The following is a 20570-nucleotide window of genomic DNA, read 5'->3' as shown; positions in this document are numbered from 1 at the left end:
CCGGTTGATTCTCCTCGCCGATTGGGCAGATTTGAAAGTCTTTTAATCATTTATGAATAGGCTTGCGATGCAATGCTGCCGGAGTGCAGACAAAACGGCGATCTGGAACGGGGCGCATGGCATTACTCGACGCAATCAGTGCAGACAAAAACATTGTTGACCGGCGAAAACTGCCGCGCAACAAGGATTTGTCCGTTGTGGTTCGCCGCGCCCGCGACCGTCTGATGGAACATGCCGGCATCAGGCACTTCGAACGCGAACTGCTGTTCATGCACACCCGCGCGCTGATCGTCAACGCGGCAATGCTGCCGCTGTTCATCGCCCTGATCGCCGTGGCCGGCGTCCTCGCCGGATTTGGCCGGGACATGGTCGTCTGGGCCGGCATCACGATCGGCCTCTATATGGTGCTCGGCCTTCTCGCCCGCCGCCTGGAAAAAATCGGCATCACGAACGAACAGGTCAAGAACTGGCAGATCATCTATCTCGGCGGTCATTTTCTCACCAGCATGGGATGGGCGTATTTTTCCTTTCTGAGCTGCGCCACCTGCGGCATCAGCCTGTTCCCGGTCATTCAGGCGGTTGTCCTGATCCTGGCCATGGCGATTACCGCCATCATCTGTTCGGCCCTGCGCGCGGCCATCCTCGCGGCATTCACCGTGCCGGTCATCACCTACACGATCCTCGCCACCAGCCATCTGCAGAGCCCGATACAGGCGACGATGGTCATCATGCTGTTTGCGGGGCTGGCCTTCTTCTATCTCGTGGCGACACGGCTCAACCGCTCGGTATCCGTCTCCCTTGCCCTGCAGGCGGAGAAGGATGCCCTGATCGCCGAGCTGGAAACGGCCAACGCCATGTCCGACGAAGGCCGCCGCCGCGCCGAGGAAGCCAATCTGGCCAAATCCCGTTTTCTCGCCTCCATGAGTCACGAACTGCGCACGCCGCTCAACGCCATCCTCGGCTTTTCCGAAGTCATGGCCAAGGAAGTGCTCGGGCCGATACAGAACACCACCTATCGCGAATATGCCGGGGATATCCATGCCTCCGGCGTCCACCTGCTCAACCTCATCAACGAGATCCTCGATCTGAGCCGGATCGAAGCCGGGCGTTACTCCATCAACGAGGAGCCGCTGCTGCTGACCGACATCGCCGAAGAATGCATCCACATGATGGATCTGAAAGCCCGCAACAAGGGGATACGGCTGCTGCCCCAGTTCGAAACCGGCATGTGGCCGATGCAGGCCGACGAGCGCTCCATACGGCAGATCGTCCTCAACCTTTTGGCCAATGCGGTGAAATTCACTCCGCAGAACGGCCGCATCGACATCAAGGTCGGCTGGACGGCGGGCGGCGGGCAGTATGTCTCGGTACGCGACAATGGCCCGGGCATCCCGCCGGAGGAAATCCCGGTGGTCCTGTCCGCCTTCGGCCAGGGCTCCATCGCCATCAAGAACGCCGAACAGGGCACAGGCCTTGGCCTGCCCATCGTGCAGGCCCTCGTGCACATGCATGACGGCGAGTTCCACCTCTTCTCCAAATTGCGCGAAGGCACGGAAGCGCTTGCGGTTTTCCCGCGTGCGCGGGTCCTGCAAAATATGGATTCCGCCACGAAATCCGCCGCCGCCAAAAAAGTTGCCTAGAATACTCAGGTTCAATTAATTGTCATTTGCGCGTTATGCGGCACCCCGCCATTGCTGGCCCATTGCAACAGGTTCATATGGGGAAGCTTCATGAACGCAAATGGAAACAACCGTCCTCTGATTATTCCGGCCCTTGGCGGCATCTACACCGGCCTCGCACAATTTTCGGAAACGCTTCTGCGCGTCATTGCCGGCGGTGCACTTGTCGTGCACGGCTCGGGCAAGATCGCCAATCCGTTCGGTGCCGTCGAAATGGTCGAGGGTCTGGGCTTTTATCCCGGCGTGTTCTGGTCGCCGCTGCTGGCGGCAACGGAGTTTTTCGGCGGCATCCTGCTGGCGCTCGGGTTCCTGACGCGCCCGGCAGCCTTTGCCACCACCATCGTGCTGGCCGTGACGATCTATTTCCACTGGATCGCGCAGGGTCAGGGCTGGGCGGGTTCGGAAAAATCCATCCTGTGGGCGGCGATCCTGTTCTTCTTTGTCATCCGCGGCGCCAGCAATCATTCGGTCGACGCAAAAATCGGCAAGGAATTCTAGCCAGTATTGCACCGCCGGTACGCGCCCCGCGTGCCGGCGGTATCACTCCGTCCGCTCAGGCAGCAAATCGGGCGATCACCATGCAGACGGCGGTGACCGCCAGCAGACCGGCTGCGATGCGGTGGGATATCTCCGGTTTTTTCCGCAACGCACCCTGCACCCCCGCTGCGGCGATGGCGGCGACTATGCCGATCCCGAGAACCGTCTCGGAGCCCGACAGCCAGCTGCCGTGGTAAAGCCCCAGCAATGTGGCACCGCTCAGAAAGGCCACGGTCGCCGCCCCCATTTGCGGCCGGAAGAACTGCTGGCTTCCCGCACCGCCCGTACGGGCAAGCGTAAACGTCGATCCCGCCCAAAAGATTGATGACAAGACGTGAATGGCGAGCAAAATCATCAGAAAGACTGGCATGATGAACCTCCCTGTTGGCGTATTGACGCGAATTGGTATCTTGATCGATATGATCGAATAATACATAGATATCTAACTGTTCGATGTCAAAGGAATATGATGGAACCCGTACACCCACCCATCGGATTGCTGCTCGCGCGCACGGCCAAAACTGTCAGCCGTGCCTTCGATGATGCTCTGGCTGCCGAAGGCGGCTCCGTATCGGTCTGGCTTATCCTGCTGGCGCTGATGCGCGGCGGCCACCGGATGCAATCGGAACTGGCCGATGAGGTCGGCATCCAGGGCCCGACCCTGACGCATCACTTGAATGGCATGGAGGATGCAGGTCTTTTGCTGCGCAAAAGGGAACCGGACAACCGGCGTATCCACCGGATCGAGCTGACCGATGGCGGGCGCGCAATATTTCATCGCCTGCGGCGTGTCGCCATGGCCTATGACGCGCGATTGCGCTCCGGTTTTACGGAAGCGGAGCTGGACATGGTGCGGGATTTGCTGGAGCGGCTGGCCGGCAACGCCAATCCAGCCCCCGGATGATTGGCCGGGGGTTGCGGCGCAAAAGTCTCAGTCCCGGTTGCTGACGCCTGCCTGGTCGAATGTTGCCATGCCGCTGTGGCAGAGCGCCGCCGCCTTGACGATACCGGCGGCGAGCGCCGCACCGGTGCCCTCGCCGAGCCGCATGCCAAGGTCGAGCAATGGCTTCTTGCCCAGCTTTTCCAGAGCCTTGCGGTGGCCGGGTTCCGCCGAGACATGGCCGAACAGGCAATGATCGATGGCTTCCGGGTTGGCCGCATGCAGGATTGCGGCGGCCGAGGTGGCGACATAACCATCGATGATAACGGGGATTTTTTCGACGCGTGTCGCCAGGATGGCACCGACCATCGCCGCGATCTCGCGCCCGCCCAGACGGCGCAGCACTTCCAACGGATCCTTCAGGTGCGAGCCATGCAGTGCCACGGCGGTACGCACCGCATCCGCCTTGCGCTTCATGCCGTCACTGGTCGCACCCGTGCCGGGTCCGACCCATTCCTCCGCCGTTCCGCCATAGAGGGCGTGGAAAATCGCCGCAGCAATGGTGGTATTGCCGATACCCATCTCGCCGATGCACAAGAGGTCCGTGCCACCCGCGATGGACTCCATGCCGAAAGCCATGGTGGCGGCGCAGGTCTTTTCATCCATCGCCGCTTCTTCGGTGATATCGGCGGTGGGATATTCCAACGCCAGATCGAAGATTTTCAGGCCGAGATCATTGGCGATGCAGATCTGGTTGATCGCCGCGCCGCCCGCCGCGAAATTTTCCACCATCTGCGCCGTCACCGATGACGGATAGGGCGAAACGCCCTTGGCGGTGACGCCGTGATTGCCGGCGAAAACCGCGACCAGCGGCCGCGTCACCTGCGGACGCGAACGGCCTGTCCAGGCGGCCAGCCACTCGACGATCTCTTCCATGCGGCCGAGCGCGCCCGGCGGCTTGGTCAGCGTCGAATCGCGCTTGCGCACGGCGGCGACAGCGGCCTCGTCCGGTCCGGGCAGGGTTTCGATGAGGGTGCGAAAATCGTCAAATGGCAGGCCAGTGGTCATGATGTTCCTTGAACCAAGTCTTCATGGCAAATTATCGATGCACGTCCTATAAGCTTTGGCAGACAAAACGCAAAGGCCATCGGGCGGCATTGAATGTCGCGCCCCGGCCGCCGGCTTTGCTGAACGGGAACAGGTCATGGAACTGCTGAAGGAAACGATGCGCGCGCTGGCCTTTCTGTCGCGCTGGCCGGTATCGCCGCAATGGTTCGAGGATTATCAGGGCTCGCTGCACGACACGGTGCGCGGCTTTCCGCTTGCGGGCATCCTGATCGCCGTGCCCGCTGCGGTGGTCATCCTTGTCGGACACACCCTCGACCTGCCGGAATTCGTGACCGCGCTGCTGCTGGTCACCACCTCGATCATTGTCACCGGCGCCCTGCACGAGGACGGCCTTGCCGACGCTGCCGACGGCTTCTACGGCGGGAAAACCAGCGCGCGGCGGCTTGAGATCATGAAGGATTCGGCCATCGGCTCCTACGGAACGCTGGCGCTGATCCTCTCCGTGCTGCTGCGCGTTGCCTTCTACATGGATATTCTCAGCGATCTCAGCCCCATTGCCTCCATCGCCGTTCTCGTGGCGACGGAGGCGGCAAGCCGGGCCATACTGGTCAAATTCTGGCAGATGCTCCCCTCGGCCCGCTCCGGCGGCGTTGCCGACAGCGCCGGCACGCCGACGGAAGACGCCGCCAATTTCAGCCTGATCATCGGCGCGGTCATCCTCGTGATCGGCTATGGCGCAGCCGGGGGACCTTTTGCCGTGATCGTACCCGCCTGTCTGGCGGGATTGGTGTTTTATGGCTTTGCAGCCCTCTGCCGCGACAAAATCGGCGGGCAGACCGGCGATACATTGGGCGCCATGCAGCAACTGGCAACGATTTCGCTTTTGCTCGGGCTTGTGATTGCGGTCTAACTGTACCAAATCTGGGATATGAGCACCATCGAGTCACCCTGCATCCTCGTCTGCGCCATCGATATGAAGACCGGCTATTGTTTCGGCTGCGGGCGCACGCGCGAGGAAATCGGCGCATGGTTGACGATGACGCCGGATAATCGGCGGACGATCATGGCCGGCCTTGCCGCCCGTCTCGACAGCATCGAACGCCGCCCGCGCCGCGAAACCCGGCGCACCCGCATGGCCCGTGAGAAGGAACAGGAGATCTGATGCCCCGCCTGTTCTGGATCATCGTCGCCCTCATCGCCGGAACAACCCTCCTCCTCATCGCCAACAATGGCAGCGGCACGACGCTGGGTCTGGCCAATGACCAGTTCGCACGCCTTGCCTATATGAGCATCTGGGGCATCGTGATTGCGGCAGGCCTGCTCGGCTCCGGCATCCCGCTCAGCCACTTCCTGCGCAACATGGCGATGTGGCTGGTTATTCTGATGGCTCTGGTTGCCGGTTACCAGTATCGCTATGAACTGCAGGACATCGGTCACCGCGTCACGGCGGGGCTCGTTCCCGGCAGCCCGATTTCCGCAAGGGATGGCGATGGCGGCGTGACAGTGACGCTGGCCAAGGCAGAAAACGGTCATTTCGAGGTCAAGGGCTCGGTCAACAATGCCTCGATCGGCTTCATGGTCGATACCGGCGCATCGTCCATCGTGCTCTCCTATGACGACGCGCGGCGGGCGGGCCTCAATCCGGACAAGCTGGCCTACAGGACGCCGATCATGACAGCGAACGGCGCAGCCACTGCCGCGATCGTGATGCTGGACGAAATCAGGATCGGTGCCATCCTCCGGCGCAATATCCGTGCCATGGTCGCGCAGGAGGGCCGCATGGACGGCAGCCTGCTCGGCATGAATTTCCTCAACACCCTCAGCGGTTTTTCCGTGCGCGGCGATCGCCTGATCCTGTCGGATTAGACGGTTCAGGCGGCCTGGTCGGCCAATCCCGCTTGCACGGCTTCATAGGCACGGCGGATGACGCTGCTGTCCGCATCCGGCCTGTTGGCTTCCGTCGACAGAATCTGGCGCCAGCGCCGCGCACCGGCTGCGCCATGGAACATGCCGACCATGTGGCGGGCTATGTGCGAGACGCGCCCGCCCTGCCGCATGTGCTCATCCGTATAGGCGCACATATGGTCGATGATCGCATCGACCGATGCGGCCGGACGGGCATCGCCATAGATCGCCCCGTCCACATCGGCGAGCAACATGGGATTGTTGTAGGCGGCGCGGCCGAGCATGACACCATCCACATGATTCAAATGCTGAAGCGCTTCATCGAGCGTCTGAAGACCGCCATTGATCCCGATGAATTGACTCGGGTTTTGCCGCTTGAGCCGGTAGACGCGGTCATAATCCAGCGGCGGAATATCCCGGTTCTCCTTCGGTGAAAGCCCCTTGAGCCAGGCTTTGCGCGCATGCACCCACAGGGCATCGGCCCCCGCCGCGAACACGCCGCCAGCGAGATCGTCGAGCGCCGGTTCGATATCCTGATCATCGACGCCGATCCGGCATTTGACCGTGACGGGGATCGACACCGACCGCTTCATCGCAGCGACGCAGTCGGCCACCAGACCGGGCGTTTTCATCAGGCAGGCACCGAACGTGCCGGACTGCACGCGGTCCGACGGGCAGCCGACATTCAGGTTGATCTCGCGGTAACCGAAGGTTTCCCCCACACGCGCCGCTTCGGAGAGCTTGGCCGGATCGGAGCCGCCGAGCTGCAAGGCAACGGGGTGCTCAGCACTGGAAAAACCCAGAAGCCGTTCGCGATTGCCGTGGATGGCCGCATCCGCCACGATCATTTCCGTGTAGAGCAAGGCATGGCGCGTGAACTGGCGGTGCAGCGTCCGGCAATGGCGATCGGTCCAATCGATCATCGGCGCCACCGCAAAGCGGTTGTGCGTGTAGCCATTGTTCTGTTCAGCCGTCATTGCCACGTCCGGATGCTTTCGATTGGTGTTGGCGCGTTTGCACAATTCGTGATCGGCAATGTGACGGTGAAGAGGCCGAATTCTCCCGGCCTTCGCCGCAGATTGCGCCGCTCCTCATAATGCGCGGCGGCCGTTTTGTCCACCGGAGCATGACTTTCGCGCCGCAATGCCCCGGCCTGACATGATACATTCAGTAGCGTGATAAAACCGCAACAAAGTCTATCGAACCGCCGGTTCGGCATTTTTCAGTTTTACACCGTCATAAAAACCGGCCTAAAACAGAGTCATCGATTTGCATGGAGGCTCCCGATGAACATCAAAGCTATTCTTCTTGGCTCGGCGGCGGCGTTGGTTGCCGTTACTGGCGCCCGCGCAGCGGATGCTATCGTGGTGGCGCAGCCGGAACCGGTTGAGTATGTTCGCGTCTGCGATGCTTATGGCAAGGGCTTCTTCTATATCCCCGGTACTGAAACCTGCCTGAAGATCGGCGGGTATGTGCGCTACGATGTCGGCGCGGGTGACAATGTCTACAGCGGCGGCGAGTTCGGCACCTGGAACAAGCATCTGCGTACGGAAATCCGCTTCGATGCCCGCTCGGAAACCGAGCTCGGCACGTTGCGTTCCTACATCCAGACCCGTTTCGAATACACCAATGGCGTGAACAGCGGCGGCACCATTCCCCAGGCCTTCATTGAGCTCGGCGGCTTCCGCATCGGTGTTGCCGACGAAATCTTCGGCTCGTGGACCAATTATGCCGGCAACATCATCAATGACGATGTGATCAACTACAACAGCTGGGCAAGCAATCAGGTCAGCTATACCTATGCCGCGGGCAATGGCTTGTCGGTGATCGTCGCCGCCGAACAGGGTTCGACCAATGACGGCTATTCCGGCTATGTCATCGACAGCTACCTGCCGCACCTGATGGGCGGCGTGAAGTTCGAGCAGGGTTGGGGCGGCGTCAGTGCAATCGGCGGTTATGACTCCAACGTCGAAGAATTCGCCGGCAAGTTGCGCTTCGACCTGAAGTTCACCGATACGTTCTCGGCCTTCGTCATGGGCGGCTATCAGTCCGGCTACGACAGCACCCGCGTCAACCGCAACTTCCTCGCGCCATGGCACGGCGACTGGGCGGCCTGGGGCGGACTGGCCGCCAAGGTTTCCGACAAGGCAACCATCAACGGTCTCGTCGGCTATGAATCGGAAGGCACCGTTGCTGCGGCTTTGAACGTTGCTTACGAGCTCGTCCCCGGCTTCACCATCACGCCGGAAGTGAACTACACCAAGTTTGACGGCGACCGTAAGGACACCTCGCTTGCCAATGGCGGCAACGATGATGCTTTCGGCGGCACGATCCGCTTCCAGCGCAATTTCTAGGAAGACTGAAGAGTAAACAAAACCGGGGGCTTGCCCCCGGTTTTTGCATATCCGGATAAGTCCAGTTCATATCTGCTCGGAAACGGCGGCAAATGCCGACGATTTCCTGAGAACAGCGACAAAAGCACGGCCCGCGACCGCAACCTCGCCCGAATTGTCGATCATCACGGCATCGGAGGGATCGCACGGGTTTGGCGCAGCCCGCATCAGGCGGCGCTTGATTTCCTCGGCATCCTCGCGGCCGCGCGCGGCCAGACGCTGCGCCAGAACCTCGGGCGAAGCAGTGATATGCACGACAATGAAATTGGCATAGGACTGGCGCAAGGCCGGCAGGACACCGCGCGACACATTGGCAATGGCTACCGCGCCCTGTTCCACCTGCTGGTCCACCGAGACGGGCAAGCCGTAGCGCAGGCCGTGGGCTTCCCAGCAATGGCAGAATGCCCCTGCCCGCTGCGCGGCCAGAAACTCCTCCTCACCCAGGCTGTCATGGTCTTCCGCATCGACCGTTGACGGCCGCGTCACCACCCGGCGCACGAAATGGAAATCCGGCTGGCCGCGCAATGCATCGCGGGCAAAATCCATGATCGTGTCCTTGCCCGCCCCGCTCGGGCCGACAACGGCGACAAACACGCCGTTGCGCAACGGCGCCGATGCCGGATTGAGTGCGCGTTCGATCGTTGCCGCTGCCATCAGACCACCCGGCGGCCTTCGCGCCACACCGTGCGGACGATCGGAATGTGCTCGTCAACCCGGACCCGCACCAGATCGGCGCGCTTGCCGACTTCGATGACACCGCGGTCGTCGAAACCGACCGCCTCGGCCGGGTTCTTGGTCACAAGCCGCACCGCATCCGGCAGGGTAATCCCCTCGACCACGTCGCTCAGGAAGAATGTCGACTGGATCAGGCTGAACGGAATATAGTCGGAGGACAGGATGTCGAGATGACCATGTTCGACCAGCTCACGCGCCGAAACATTGCCGGAATGCGAACCGCCGCGAACGACGTTCGGCGCGCCCATCAGCACGGCAAGGCCCGCCTGCTTCGAGGCAGCCGCCGCTTCCAGTGTCGTCGGGAATTCCGCCACGTGGATGCCCTGCTCCACCGCTTCATCCACATGGGCTGTCGTCGCGTCGTCATGGCTGGCAAGCACGATGCCGCGCTCGCGGCACAGATCCGAAATGGCTTTCCGGTGTGGTGCGGAATGGCGCGCCGATTCCTCCATGCGCTGTTCGCAGAACACGTTGAATTCGAGGTCGGACAGCTTCAGCTTGCGCTGGTAGTAATAGGCATAGGTTTCCAGGTCGACGAACTGACGCTGGCCCGGCGCATGATCCATCAGCGAGGCCAGCCGCACGCGGCTGTCATTGTCGAAATAATGGAACCCGTCGAGGCAGTCGGCGACCGACACTTCGCAGCGCAGATGGAAATAGTGATCGGCACGCAGGCGATCCTGCTGCACGCTGTCTTCGATGGCGTCGGCCAGCTTGCGGATTTCGCCGGCGGACATGTCCGCATCGCGGTCAAGGCCGATGCGCAGCGCATCGAGAACCGTGGTGATACCGGATGAGGCAATCTGCGCATCGTGCGCAAGCACGGCTGCAATCGGGTTCCAGCGCACACGCGGACGCGGCGCATAATGGCCTTCCAGATGGTCCGTGTGCAGTTCGACAAGCCCCGGAATGAGATAGTCGCCGTCAAAATCCTCGCCGCCCGATGCTGTCCCGGTTGAAATATCGGCAATCTTGCCGTCACGGATCAGGACAGATCCCTTGATGACGTCATCTTCGAGAACGATTTGCGCATTGTTCAGGATCAATTCGGCGGACATGATCAGGCAGTCTTTCTACGGTTGGTTCCGGCCAGCGGATGCAGCGAGTGAATTTCAAAGGGGAAGCCCGGCTCGGCTTCCGTAAACAAAGCGAGGTTGTTGATTTCGACTGGCTCTTCGAGGACTGGCTCCAGGAATTCACTCAAAATACGTTCGATTTTGGGCCGGTCACGCTCGGGAACCGGACCTGTCAGGGTCATATGGAAGCGGAAATCCTCAAAAACATAGGGATAGCCCCATTGTTCCAGATTGCGGCGCTGGGCCGGCGACAGTTTTTCCGGGTTGCGCCGCTTGATCTCCGCTTCGCTCGGCGGCGCGCGGAAACGGTCGAAGGCTACCGTCACGTCATTGGCCAGCTGGTTCAGCCTGTCCACCGGTTCCTCCGGCACGAGGGCGAAAAACCCGTCAAGATTGGCGATCGCCAGCTTGGGAATTTCAACCGGCTCGATGGAGGAGGCAAAATGCATGAGGGCCGAGAGAAGCTCGCGTTCTTCGATCCCGTCAGCCAGATGGAACGGCGCCTTCAGCGTTGCGTGAAAACCATAGCGGCGCGCCGGCTCCGTCAACTGTGCAAAATCCTCACGCGCCAGATCGCGAATCTGCGGCGGCTTCACCGGTTGACCGGTAAAAGCGTTGCGGCCAAGCCAGTTCGCCGCCACTTTCAATAGCGGGTCGGCCGATGGCGGCGTGAAGTAGATTGCATAGCGCATGGATGATTCCTCTGGAACAGTCTCGCGTTACGCTCCGATTATGACAAGCCTTTGAACGTCGAGATTTAATGTTGTGTCTTCCCGGTCAAACGGGATCGCAGCGCATTCGAAATGCCGTCAAAAATGAATATCACAACAAGGATGAGGACGACCATATAGGCAACATTGTGCCAGTTCGTGTTGGTGCGCATCGCTTCCCACAATTTCAGGCCGATACCGCCCGCCCCCATGGCACCGATGATGGTGGCCGAGCGCGTGTTGGATTCCCAGAAATACAGCGCCTGACTGGCAAAAACCGGCAGAACCTGCGGCAGGACACCATAGCGCTGCACATTGGCCGGAGACGCGCCGACGGATTTGACGCCCTCGCGCTGTTTGTCGTCGATGTTTTCAAGCGTTTCCGAATAGACCTTGCCCAGCGTGCCGGTGTCGGTGAAGAAAATCGCCGAAATACCGGCGAGCGGTCCCGGGCCAAAGGCGCGGGTGAAGAACAGCGCCCAGATCAGCATATCCACCGAGCGCAGGAAGTCGAAGAAGCGCTTGGTGATCTGGTTGGCGAAAAAGTTCGGCGTGATGTTGCGCGCGGCGACGAAGGCCAGCGGAAATGACAGCAGCGATGCCATCAGCGTGCCCATGAAGGCCATGACGATGGTCTGCAGCAGCTTTGTCCAGACATCGCCGTGCTGCCATGATGAGTTGAACCAGATATTGTCGAAGGCAAGCGATGCATTCGACATCTCGGGCTTGATGCGCTCGCCGCTGACGATCAGCGAGGCCACCTCGCCAAAGGGTTTCCCCCAGAACGGCGAACTCGTATCGAAGACGAAATTCGCCCAGCCGAGGAACCGGCGGCTCACCACGACCCGCTGCGGAATGATATCCGCCTGCCCGGCAAAGCCGAAACTCACCGTCACCTGATCCTCTTTCAGGGTTGCCCAGCTTGGCAGCGGCCCCTGCGGCTTGGCACCATCCGTCGCGAGCAGAACGGTCAGATTCTCGCCGCCCCGCGTGACGATGACGCGCTGATCGTTGATATCGAGCTTCTTGTCCGAACCGAACAGGATGGCGACATTGTTGCCATCCCTGACGACCCAGCTCGGATTCGGATTGTCGCCCAGCTCGGAAAACCGGGGATAGCTGACTGTCGCGCCCGTCGGCCCCGGCCGAACCGTGGTCTTGATGGCATAGGACACCCAATCGCGGGCATAGAGTTCGGCACGCTGCCACTGGCCGCCGGCAAGCACGGTGCCGATGGAAAAGAACCACCAGCAATAGAACACATAGGCCACGATGCCCGCTGCAATCAGCACAGGCATGAAACGGCGCCAGAACGGCGGATTGAAGACGGCGGGATACCGGGTCTCGAAATCGGCAATGGTGTCGGCTGTGATAGCGCTCATAATATTATCCTAACCACCGACGGTGAAGGCCTGCTCGCCAACGAGGCGGCGGCGCAGCCATGCGGAAAACTGATCCACGGCAATGATCGTGACGAACAGGAGCAGGATGATGGCCAGCGTCTTGGCCTGATGCCCGCGCCCGATCGACAGGCGCAGCTCCTCGCCGATACCGCCGCCGCCAACGGCGCCGATGATGGTCGAGGCGCGCACATTGATCTCAAGCCGCAGGAGGGCATAGGACATGAAATTCGGCATGACCTGCGGCACGATGCCGAAGCCGACGCGTTCGAACCAGTTGGCGCCGACGGCGCGCAGCCCCTCATCCGCCTTCATATCGGCATTCTCGACCACTTCGAAGAACAGCTTGCCGAGAGCGCCGATCGTGTGGATGCCGACGGCAAACATGGCGGGGATGGGCCCCAGCGACAGGATGGCCGCAAAGAAACCGGCAATGACGATTTCCGGAAAGGCACGCAGGATTTCCATGTAACGGCGCGCGGCAAACCGGATGAACCGGTTCTTCACGAGATTCTTGGCCGCGAGAAAGCAGATCATGAAGCCGAAGATGAACCCGGCAAGCGTCGCCAGAATCGCGATATTGAGCGTTTCCAGCATCTTGTAGAAATATTCGGGCATGTAGAACCCGCCGAAGAGATAGACCCGCCCTTCCGGATAGTCGTATTTCAGGCTCCCGTCGAAATAGGGCGACGGCAGGTCGAACATGGCGCGCCAGACTTCCCATCCGTCGCGCGGAACCAGATCACCGGCAAAATCGAAGAGATGCGGCAAACGGTCGAAGAACTTGCCCGCATTGGATTCATTGGCAAACCACAGGGACCCGGCAATGGTGACCAGCAGTCCTATGGCGATGATCCAGCTATAGGCACGGCGGCGTCCGGCAAGCTCCTGCCAGTGCCGTTCGATCTGGATGCCGTCGGACGACAACTCAGGGGAAGCGGTTCTGCTCATTGCAAACATCCTTCAAGGTGCCGCAAACAAAATCACGGCCAGATCCGCAGAACTGGCCGTGACGATGCGTGACTGGCTTATCCGCCGATCTGCGCTTTGCGGGCGTCGATGATGGGCTGATAGAACTGAGTGTTGACCTCAGTGTAGCTCTTGAAATCGCCGCCCATGGTGGCTGCGAAGCAGGCAGGATCGCTCTTCGGCAGATCGAGCATGAATGCCTTGAACTTGTTCTTCAGGTCGGCATCCAGCGAGGTGCGGATAACGATCGGGCCGTTCGGGATCAACGGCGACTTCCAGAGTTCGACGAAATCCTTCATGTCGATCAGGCCCTTGTCGACCATCTTGCGCAGATTGCCTGACGTATAGCCTTCGTCGAACTTGCCGACGCCGGAACCGAATGTCGTGCCGGCATCGAACTTGCCATCCTTGACGGCGAGAACGAGGTTTTCATGACCGCCACCGAAACCGGTTTCAGAGAAGTATTCCTTGACCGAAGTCTTGATGTCTTTCGGCAGCGAGGTAACGGGGATCAGGTAACCGGATGTGGAGTCAGGATCGGCAAAGCCGAGCTTCTTGCCCTTCATGTCGGCCAGCGTCTTGATGCCGCTGTCCTTGCGGGCAACCATGATCGAATAGTAACCGGTCGCGCCGTCGGTCTGGACGGTGGTCAGGATCGGCTCGACAGCCTTCGGATTGGTCAGGTAAATCTTGGCAAAGCCAGAAGCGCCCAGTTCCGCATAGTCGAGGGTGCCGCCGAGCAGGCCCTGGATGACGCCATCATAATCCGTCGCCGGGAACAGTTTGACGTCCTTGACGCCGAGAACCTTTGGCAGCTTGTCGACGATGCACTGGTAATTGCGCAGGCGGTCTGCTTCGTTTTCGCCGCCGATGATACCGACGCGAAAGGTCTCAAGGTTTTCGGCACGAGCCATCGAGCCTGCAAACACGGCGCTGATTGCAATCGCACCCATAAGGGCTTTCTTAAGCAACATGACTATCTCTCCTGTCAAAGCTTCCAAGGTTTTTTTATGTGGACTTGAGCCCGTTACGTGGGCAAGCCGATCCGTTTAGCGCTCAACGCGCGGCCAAAATGGCCTCCAATTCGGGGATTGGTGTCGGCGCATGACGCGCAATGCTTGTCGATGTGATGGCTTCCGAGAACGCATCCTTCAGGCCATCAGCACCATAGATACGGCGGGCGGCAGCCTCGGTCAGATCGTCAGGTGTTCCGTCGAAAACCACCTTGCCGCCCTGCATGCCGATGATGCGCTCGCAGAAATGCCGCGCCGTATCGAGCGTATGCAGGTTGGTGATAACGGTGAGACCCTCTTTCTCATTGATGTCGCGAAGAGACTCCATCACCACCTGCGCATTGCGCGGATCGAGGGAGGCAATGGGTTCGTCGGCGAGAATGACTTTGGGGTTCTGCATGAGCGCCCGGGCGATGGCGACCCGCTGCTGCTGTCCGCCGGAGAGTGTTCCGGCCCGCTGCAGGGCGGTTTTGGCGATATCGAGCCGCTCAAGGGCGGCGATTGCCATGGCACGTTCTTCGCGTGAGAAAATGCCGAGAAGGCTTTTGATGGTGGATCGGTGGTTCAGGCGCCCAAGAAGGACATTGGTCAGGACATCGAGGCGGGGAACAAGGTTGAACTGCTGAAAGATCATCGCGCAATCGCGTTGCCAGGTTCGCAGCGCCGAGCCGTTGAGCTTGGCCACATCCTTGCCGTCGAAGATGATCGACCCTTCGGACGGGTCGATCAGGCGGTTGATCATGCGCAGCAGCGTCGACTTGCCTGCACCCGAGCGACCGATAACCCCGACCATCTGCCCCTGCGGGATTTCAACATTGACATTGTCGATGGCAATATTGCTGCCAAAGCGACGCGTCACGTTTTCAATCTTCAGCATAGGCCAATCCTTGTTGGTATTGCCCTGTCCTAAAGCCCTAGTGTGAAGGTGCGATGGCACTTTTATTGCACTTGCGTGACAACTGGGGATAGCAGAAGTCAGCCTGAATGTTTTTCGAGAAATGCCTCGATATCGAGGGTGCGAAAATCATCCAGAGCACCACGCAGGCGGGCGTGATCCCAGTCCCACCACGCCAGTGTTTGCAGGCGTTCCGCCGTCTTTTTGTCGAAACGGTCGCGGATTTTGCGGGCGGGAACACCGCCGACAATCGTATAGGGATCAACATCGCGTGAGACCACTGCCCCGGCCCCGATCACGGCGCCATCGCCGACGGTAACACCGGGCAAAACGGTCGCGCCATGGCCGATCCAGACGTCATGGCCGATACGCACCTGATTGGTGCGGCGCCATTCGAAAAACGACTCTTCCGGACCCGCATCGTCCCAGTAGTCACCGGCACGATAGGTGAAGTGATGCAGCGTTGGCCGCCACGTCGGATGGTTGGTCGCGTTGATGCGCACGCTTGCAGCAATATTGGCGAACTTGCCGATTGTGGCGCACCAGACCGCACCGTCCTGCATGATGTAGGAATAATCGTCGAGTTTGGTTTCGCTGATGCGGCAGCGCTCGGAAATCTCCGTGTAACGGCCGAGTTCGCTGTCCTCGACATGCGCGGTCGCGTGAATGAGCGGTGTTGGGGAAAGCCGGGTCATGCTGCCTCGCCCTGCACGGCAAATGCAGTCACATCGATGATGCGGTCCGCCACGGCCTCGCGCACATCCTCGTCGTGGAAAATGCCGAGCATGGCGATCCCCGCCTCCTTTTTGCTGCGGATCATCGAAACGACCACTTCGCGGTTTTTGGCGTCGAGCGAAGCCGTCGGCTCATCCAGAAGCAGGATCGGGTGATCGGTGATGAAACCGCGCGCAATGTTCACGCGCTGCTGTTCACCGCCGGAGAAGGTGGCAGGCGGCAATGACCAGAGCCGTTCGGGCAGATTGAGCCCGGCAAGCAGGGCTGCGGCCTTGTCGCGCGCTTCGGTGCGGTCGATGCCGCGCGCCACCAGCGGTTCGGCAACGACATCGAGCGCCGACACACGCGGCACGGTGCGCAGGAACTGGCTGACATAGCCGATCATGTCGCGGCGGACGCCGAGAACCGTGCGCGGATCAGCACTGGCAAGATCGACCAGCCGGTCGCCATAGGGCACGATGATCTGGCCTTGGTCGACGGCATAATTGCCATAGACCATTTTGAGGATCGAGCTTTTGCCCGCCCCGGACGGACCGCCGAGCACGGCGCATTCACCCGCCTTGATGGAAAACGAGACATTCGCCACCACGGGCAGGCGGATACCGTCGCGCAGATGCATGGTGAAGCTTTTGGCGACATCGGAAACAACGAGAGGTGTTGGCATGATGCTAGACCTGCAGGATGGAGGAAACGAGAAGCTGGGTATACGGCGCCTGCGGATCGTCAAGCACCCGGTCGGTCAGACCGGTTTCAACGATGTGGCCATCCTTCATCACCATCATCCGGTGTGAAAGCAGTCGGGCAACCGCCAGATCGTGGGTGACGACAATAGCTGCCAATCCGAGATCGCTGACCAGCCCACGCAACAGATCGAGCAGACGGGCCTGCACGGATACGTCGAGACCGCCGGTCGGCTCATCCATGAAGACAAGCCGGGGATTGGTGACGAGATTACGCGCGATCTGCAGGCGCTGGCGCATGCCGCCGGAAAAGGCGCGCGGCTGGTCGTCGATACGGTCGGAGGCGATTTCCACCCGGCCCAGCCAGTCAGTGGCCGTCGCGCGGATATTGCCATAATGCCGGTCGCCGATGGCCATCAGCCGTTCGCCGACATTGGCACCGGCGGAGACTGTCATGCGCAAGCCATCGGCCGGATTCTGGTGCACGAAACCCCAGTCCGTGCGCATGAGGAAGCGGCGTTCCGCTTCGTTCAACCGGTAGAGATCGCGGAACTGACCATCGCGCATGCGGTATTCCACCGAGCCAGCCGACGGGGCAAGACGTGTCGCCAGGCAGTTGAGCAAAGTGGTCTTGCCCGAGCCGGATTCACCGACGATCGCCAGCACTTCGCCCGGCCACAGCTCGAACGAGACATTCTGGCAGCCGATGCGGCTGCCATAGAATTTGGAGAGGTCCTTGACCTTCAAAAGGGGTGTATCGCTCATATTCATTCTGCTGCCTCCGCAGTATCCGCCGCCAGCGCACCGCGATGCCCCTTGGCCTGCCGGTCTTCACAAAAATCCGTATCCGAACAGACAAACATGCTGCCGCCCTTGTCATCCAAAATGACCTCGTCCAGATAGCTGCCCTTTGCTCCGCACAGGGCGCATGGCTGGGAGAATGTCTGGATTTCAAAGGGATGATCCTCGAAATCGAGACTGACCACTTCCGTATAGGGCGGAACCGCATAGATGCGCTTTTCGCGCCCTGCCCCGAAAAGTTGGAGCGCCGGAGACATATGCATCTTCGGATTGTCGAACTTCGGCGTCGGCGACGGATCCATCACATAACGCCCCTCGACCTTCACCGGATAGGCATAGGTGGTGGCGATATGGCCGTGGCGGGCAATGTCCTCATAGAGTTTGACGTGCATCAGGCCGTATTCTTCCAGCGCATGCATCTTGCGCGTTTCGGTCTCGCGCGGCTCCAGAAACCGCAACGGCTCGGGGATCGGCACCTGATAGACGAGAATTTGCCCGGCCTGCAGCTGTGCTTCGGGAATGCGGTGGCGCGTCTGGATGATCGTCGCATCCGCTGTTTTCGTCGTCACCCGGACATTGGCGACTTTCTGGAAAAAGGCCCGGATCGACACGGCATTGGTCGTGTCATCGGCGCCCTGGTCGATCACCTTCAACGTATCATCGGGTCCAAGAACGGCGGCGGTCACCTGCACGCCGCCGGTGCCCCAGCCATAGGGCATCGGCATTTCGCGCGAGGCGAACGGCACCTGATATCCCGGAATGGCAATGGCTTTCAGGATGGCACGGCGGATCATCCGCTTGGTCTGTTCATCCAGATAGGCGAAATTATAGGTCGCTAGATCGGTCATTCTGCTGCCTCTTTGGTTTCGGCGCCGTCCAGCCGGTTGCGCTCGTGCTCGGCGCGCATGCGCCGGATCAGATCGAGTTCGGCCTGGAAATCCACGTAGTGCGGCAATTTCAGGTGCTCGACGAAGCCCGTCGACTGCACATTGTCGCTATGGGAAATGACGAATTCCTCGTCCTGCGCGGTGGCGGTAATATCTTCGCCCAGCTCCCTTGCCCGCAGGGCACGGTCGCACAGCGACATCGACATGGCTTTGCGTTCGCTCTGGCCAAACACCAGGCCATAGCCGCGGGTGAACTGCGGCGGCTGCTTTGCCGATCCCTTGAACTGGTTGACCATCTGGCATTCGGTGACCCGGATGGTTCCGAGCGTCAGCGGAAAATCCAGCTCTGCCACCTCAAGTTCAACCTCGACCTCGCCGATGCGGATTTCACCGACAAAGGGATGGCTGCGGGCATAACCGCGCTGCGTCGAATAGGCGAGCCCGAGCAGAAAACCTTCATCGCCGCGTGCCAGTGCCTGCAGGCGCAAATCGCGCTCCAGGGGGAAGGTCAGCGGTTCGCGGGTCAAATCCCCGGCAACAGCGCCTTCCGGCAATTCGCCGTCCTCTTCTATCATGCCGTCGTGACCGAGAATGTCGGTTACCCGGGGTGTGAAAACCTCCGGCTCTTCGCGCTGATCGGGTGCTTCAATCGGTGCGTCTTCCGCCAGCTCGGGATCGAGAAGACGGTGGGTGTAATCGAATGTCGGACCCAGCAACTGCCCGCCGGGAAGATCCTTGAACGTGGCCGAAATCCGCCGTTCGATCTGCATCTGTGCCGTTTCCAGCGCCTTGGTGTAGCCGAAACGGGGCAATGTCGTCCGGTAGGCACGCACGAGAAAAATCGCCTCGATCAGATCGCCGCGTGCCTGCTTGATGGCGAGAGCCGCAAGTTCAGGATCGTAGAGCGAACCCTCGGCCATGACCCGGTCGACGGCCAGCGACATCTGCTCGACGATCTGATCGAGCTGGATGGGTGCCACATCCCGGTCGCCGCGGCGCCGGTCGGCCAGAAGCTTGTGCGCATTGCGGATGGCGGCTTCACCGCCCTTGACTGCAACATACATGGTTCAGGCCTCCGTCTTCTTGATACGCGTGGTGCGGGGCAGCGCGGCAAGCACACCTTTGCCGGCAAAGATCAGGTCGACACCGCGCGGAAAGGCAGCGCGATTGGCGACCCATTGATCAACGAACATTCTCGGCAGATGACTGGGGGAAAACGCCATGGAATCCTTGATCCCCGGCCCTTCGAGAACGAGCGTGTCCGCGCCGTCAAAACCATCAATCTGCAGGATCAGCGTCGTCGAACGATCAGGGTATTCCGACGTGCCGCGACAGAAGGATTCAAGCGAGGGCATCGTTGCCACATCGCTGATCAGGGCAAAATCCGCATCCGCCGGTTCGCCGGTCAGTTCGAGACCCGTATGGAATTTCAGCCATCCCGTGCATGCCGCCGAACCCGAGATCGCCCGGTCGCACCACACGGTTGCGTCGTGATCGAACAGGGTTGCGGCAATCGACGCGGCCAGAGACGTCAGCGGCGCAGGCGGCGCAGCGAGATCGCTCACTTCGACGATCCTGCCGGGATTGGCCATCGCATCCATCAGCGCGCGGAAGACGGTTTGCGCGTTCAGCACGCTGTCGCTGAAACCGCCCTCGAAGATTTGTGTGTCGGAACGCATCAGTCGTCACCCCGTACCATTGTGAAAAAGTCGACCTTCGTGGCTGCCGTCTCGGCGCGCTTCGACGTGCGGTCGCGTTCGAGACGATCGGCAATCGGCGCAAGCACCGCGCGCTCCACCGCATCGCGGCACTCCGGCTGCTGCCACAGCGCATCGAACACGGCGGCAAGCCGCACCTTCTCGCGGTGGCGGCCGAGTGCGTAGGCATGGCCGACGGCACCATTGCCAAGCCGCACCGTTGCGCGCGTCACGGTCGCCTCGCCCAGGTTGAACGGCGCGCCGCCGCCTCCGATACGGCCGCGCAGCATGACGAGGCCGGTTTCCGGGCCGCGCAGGGTCTCTATCTCGGGCTTGTCGCTCCATCCGGCCCACAGGGCCGCTATTTCAGGCGCGGTCGCCTGCGCCAGCAGGGCCATGGCGGCCTTGCGCTGCAGATCCGGCGCGCTGCCGGTTTCCGTGGACTGTGTATCTTCTTTGATCATTGACATCTCGCTCAGATTTGTCTATTTATCTATACAACTAGACAAT

At 60.6% G+C, this 20570-nt stretch carries 24 protein-coding genes; 7 read left to right on the top strand and 17 right to left on the bottom strand.

What is annotated here, in order from left to right; all coding sequences use genetic code 11:
* Positions 1-116: 116 nt before the first annotated feature.
* Together J1W56_RS08660 and J1W56_RS08655 are read left to right on the top strand one after the other, a co-directional pair.
* Positions 117-1640 carry a sensor histidine kinase gene (locus tag J1W56_RS08660; RefSeq protein WP_223612890.1) on the top strand — a complete coding sequence of 508 codons (1524 nt, stop codon included), beginning with the start codon at positions 117-119 and terminating at the stop codon, positions 1638-1640.
* A gap of 90 nt (positions 1641-1730) precedes the next feature.
* Positions 1731-2177 (top strand): DoxX family protein, encoded by a 447-nt coding sequence (locus J1W56_RS08655; RefSeq protein ID WP_223612889.1) that lies wholly within the window; start codon positions 1731-1733, stop codon positions 2175-2177.
* Positions 2178-2232: 55 nt separating this feature from the next.
* On the opposite strand, the gene J1W56_RS08650 is transcribed toward J1W56_RS08655, so the two are convergent.
* Positions 2233-2586, bottom strand: coding sequence for a hypothetical protein (locus J1W56_RS08650; protein WP_223612888.1), 354 nt, complete (start codon positions 2584-2586; stop codon positions 2233-2235).
* Positions 2587-2685: 99 nt separating this feature from the next.
* On the opposite strand from J1W56_RS08650, the gene J1W56_RS08645 reads away from it, so the two are divergent.
* The gene (locus tag J1W56_RS08645; RefSeq protein ID WP_223612887.1) at positions 2686-3120 is read left to right on the top strand and encodes a MarR family winged helix-turn-helix transcriptional regulator; all 435 of its coding nucleotides are present in this window, start codon (positions 2686-2688) and stop codon (positions 3118-3120) included.
* Positions 3121-3147: 27 nt separating this feature from the next.
* Here J1W56_RS08645 and cobT read toward each other — a convergent pair whose 3' ends face one another.
* A complete protein-coding gene (gene cobT / locus J1W56_RS08640) occupies positions 3148-4167 on the bottom strand; it encodes a nicotinate-nucleotide--dimethylbenzimidazole phosphoribosyltransferase (RefSeq protein ID WP_223613475.1) in 1020 nt (339 codons plus the stop codon).
* Positions 4168-4300: 133 nt separating this feature from the next.
* Between cobT and J1W56_RS08635 the strand changes: the two genes are divergently transcribed.
* Genes J1W56_RS08635 through J1W56_RS08625 form a run of 3 tightly spaced genes read left to right on the top strand, consistent with a single transcriptional unit; the run spans position 4301 to position 6030 of the window.
* Complete coding sequence (locus J1W56_RS08635) at positions 4301-5074, top strand: adenosylcobinamide-GDP ribazoletransferase (protein WP_223612886.1); 774 nt, start codon at positions 4301-4303, stop codon at positions 5072-5074.
* An 18-nt stretch (positions 5075-5092) separates the two neighbouring features.
* A complete protein-coding gene (locus tag J1W56_RS08630) occupies positions 5093-5326 on the top strand; it encodes a DUF1289 domain-containing protein (protein ID WP_223612885.1) in 234 nt (77 codons plus the stop codon).
* Entirely contained in the window at positions 5326-6030 is a 705-nt protein-coding gene (locus J1W56_RS08625) for a TIGR02281 family clan AA aspartic protease (RefSeq protein ID WP_223612884.1), read from the top strand. Before J1W56_RS08630 ends, J1W56_RS08625 begins: the two co-directional genes overlap by 1 nt.
* A 5-nt stretch (positions 6031-6035) precedes the next feature.
* On the opposite strand, the gene dusA is transcribed toward J1W56_RS08625, so the two are convergent.
* Positions 6036-7046, bottom strand: a complete 1011-nt coding sequence (gene dusA / locus J1W56_RS08620; RefSeq protein ID WP_223612883.1) for a tRNA dihydrouridine(20/20a) synthase DusA — start codon at positions 7044-7046, stop codon at positions 6036-6038.
* Between the two features lie 309 nt (positions 7047-7355).
* Between dusA and J1W56_RS08615 the strand changes: the two genes are divergently transcribed.
* On the top strand, positions 7356-8423 hold the full coding sequence (locus J1W56_RS08615; protein WP_223612882.1) for a porin: 1068 nt from the start codon (positions 7356-7358) through the stop codon (positions 8421-8423).
* 66 nt (positions 8424-8489) lie between these two features.
* Here J1W56_RS08615 and phnN read toward each other — a convergent pair whose 3' ends face one another.
* The 14 genes from phnN to phnG all read right to left on the bottom strand — a co-directional run bounded on the left by phnN (position 8490) and on the right by phnG (position 20530).
* Positions 8490-9119 carry a phosphonate metabolism protein/1,5-bisphosphokinase (PRPP-forming) PhnN gene (gene phnN, locus J1W56_RS08610; protein WP_223613474.1) on the bottom strand — a complete coding sequence of 210 codons (630 nt, stop codon included), beginning with the start codon at positions 9117-9119 and terminating at the stop codon, positions 8490-8492.
* Positions 9116-10255 carry an alpha-D-ribose 1-methylphosphonate 5-triphosphate diphosphatase gene (locus J1W56_RS08605; protein WP_223612881.1) on the bottom strand — a complete coding sequence of 380 codons (1140 nt, stop codon included), beginning with the start codon at positions 10253-10255 and terminating at the stop codon, positions 9116-9118. Before J1W56_RS08605 ends, phnN begins: the two co-directional genes overlap by 4 nt.
* A gap of 2 nt (positions 10256-10257) precedes the next feature.
* On the bottom strand, positions 10258-10965 hold the full coding sequence (locus J1W56_RS08600) for a DUF1045 domain-containing protein (protein WP_223612880.1): 708 nt from the start codon (positions 10963-10965) through the stop codon (positions 10258-10260).
* Positions 10966-11030: 65 nt separating this feature from the next.
* Positions 11031-12365 carry a phosphonate ABC transporter, permease protein PhnE gene (phnE, locus tag J1W56_RS08595; RefSeq protein ID WP_223612879.1) on the bottom strand — a complete coding sequence of 445 codons (1335 nt, stop codon included), beginning with the start codon at positions 12363-12365 and terminating at the stop codon, positions 11031-11033.
* Positions 12366-12374: 9 nt separating this feature from the next.
* Entirely contained in the window at positions 12375-13334 is a 960-nt protein-coding gene (gene phnE / locus J1W56_RS08590) for a phosphonate ABC transporter, permease protein PhnE (RefSeq protein ID WP_223612878.1), read from the bottom strand.
* A gap of 77 nt (positions 13335-13411) precedes the next feature.
* Positions 13412-14323, bottom strand: a complete 912-nt coding sequence (gene phnD, locus J1W56_RS08585; protein ID WP_223613473.1) for a phosphonate ABC transporter substrate-binding protein — start codon at positions 14321-14323, stop codon at positions 13412-13414.
* A gap of 85 nt (positions 14324-14408) precedes the next feature.
* Positions 14409-15242 (bottom strand): phosphonate ABC transporter ATP-binding protein, encoded by an 834-nt coding sequence (phnC, locus tag J1W56_RS08580; RefSeq protein ID WP_223612877.1) that lies wholly within the window; start codon positions 15240-15242, stop codon positions 14409-14411.
* Between the two features lie 98 nt (positions 15243-15340).
* Positions 15341-15955, bottom strand: a complete 615-nt coding sequence (locus J1W56_RS08575; protein WP_223612876.1) for a DapH/DapD/GlmU-related protein — start codon at positions 15953-15955, stop codon at positions 15341-15343.
* Entirely contained in the window at positions 15952-16659 is a 708-nt protein-coding gene (gene phnL / locus J1W56_RS08570) for a phosphonate C-P lyase system protein PhnL (protein ID WP_223612875.1), read from the bottom strand. The genes J1W56_RS08575 and phnL overlap by 4 nt, the downstream gene beginning before the upstream one ends.
* 4 nt (positions 16660-16663) lie before the next feature.
* Positions 16664-17440: a phosphonate C-P lyase system protein PhnK gene (gene phnK, locus J1W56_RS08565; RefSeq protein WP_223612874.1), complete on the bottom strand. Its 777-nt coding sequence runs from the start codon at positions 17438-17440 to the stop codon at positions 16664-16666.
* Between the two features lie 2 nt (positions 17441-17442).
* A complete protein-coding gene (locus J1W56_RS08560) occupies positions 17443-18324 on the bottom strand; it encodes an alpha-D-ribose 1-methylphosphonate 5-phosphate C-P-lyase PhnJ (RefSeq protein WP_182549213.1) in 882 nt (293 codons plus the stop codon).
* The gene (locus J1W56_RS08555) at positions 18321-19427 is read right to left on the bottom strand and encodes a carbon-phosphorus lyase complex subunit PhnI (RefSeq protein ID WP_223612873.1); all 1107 of its coding nucleotides are present in this window, start codon (positions 19425-19427) and stop codon (positions 18321-18323) included. The genes J1W56_RS08560 and J1W56_RS08555 overlap by 4 nt, the downstream gene beginning before the upstream one ends.
* Positions 19428-19430: 3 nt before the next feature.
* On the bottom strand, positions 19431-20042 hold the full coding sequence (phnH, locus tag J1W56_RS08550) for a phosphonate C-P lyase system protein PhnH (RefSeq protein WP_223612872.1): 612 nt from the start codon (positions 20040-20042) through the stop codon (positions 19431-19433).
* A complete protein-coding gene (gene phnG / locus J1W56_RS08545; protein WP_223612871.1) occupies positions 20042-20530 on the bottom strand; it encodes a phosphonate C-P lyase system protein PhnG in 489 nt (162 codons plus the stop codon). The genes phnH and phnG overlap by 1 nt, the downstream gene beginning before the upstream one ends.
* Between the last annotated feature and the right edge of the window lie 40 nt (positions 20531-20570).

This window comes from Phyllobacterium calauticae, assembly GCF_019991125.1.
Classification (GTDB): domain Bacteria; phylum Pseudomonadota; class Alphaproteobacteria; order Rhizobiales; family Rhizobiaceae; genus Phyllobacterium; species Phyllobacterium calauticae.
Note: the sequence above shows the minus strand (reverse complement) of the source record. Positions and strands in the feature narration are given on the sequence as shown.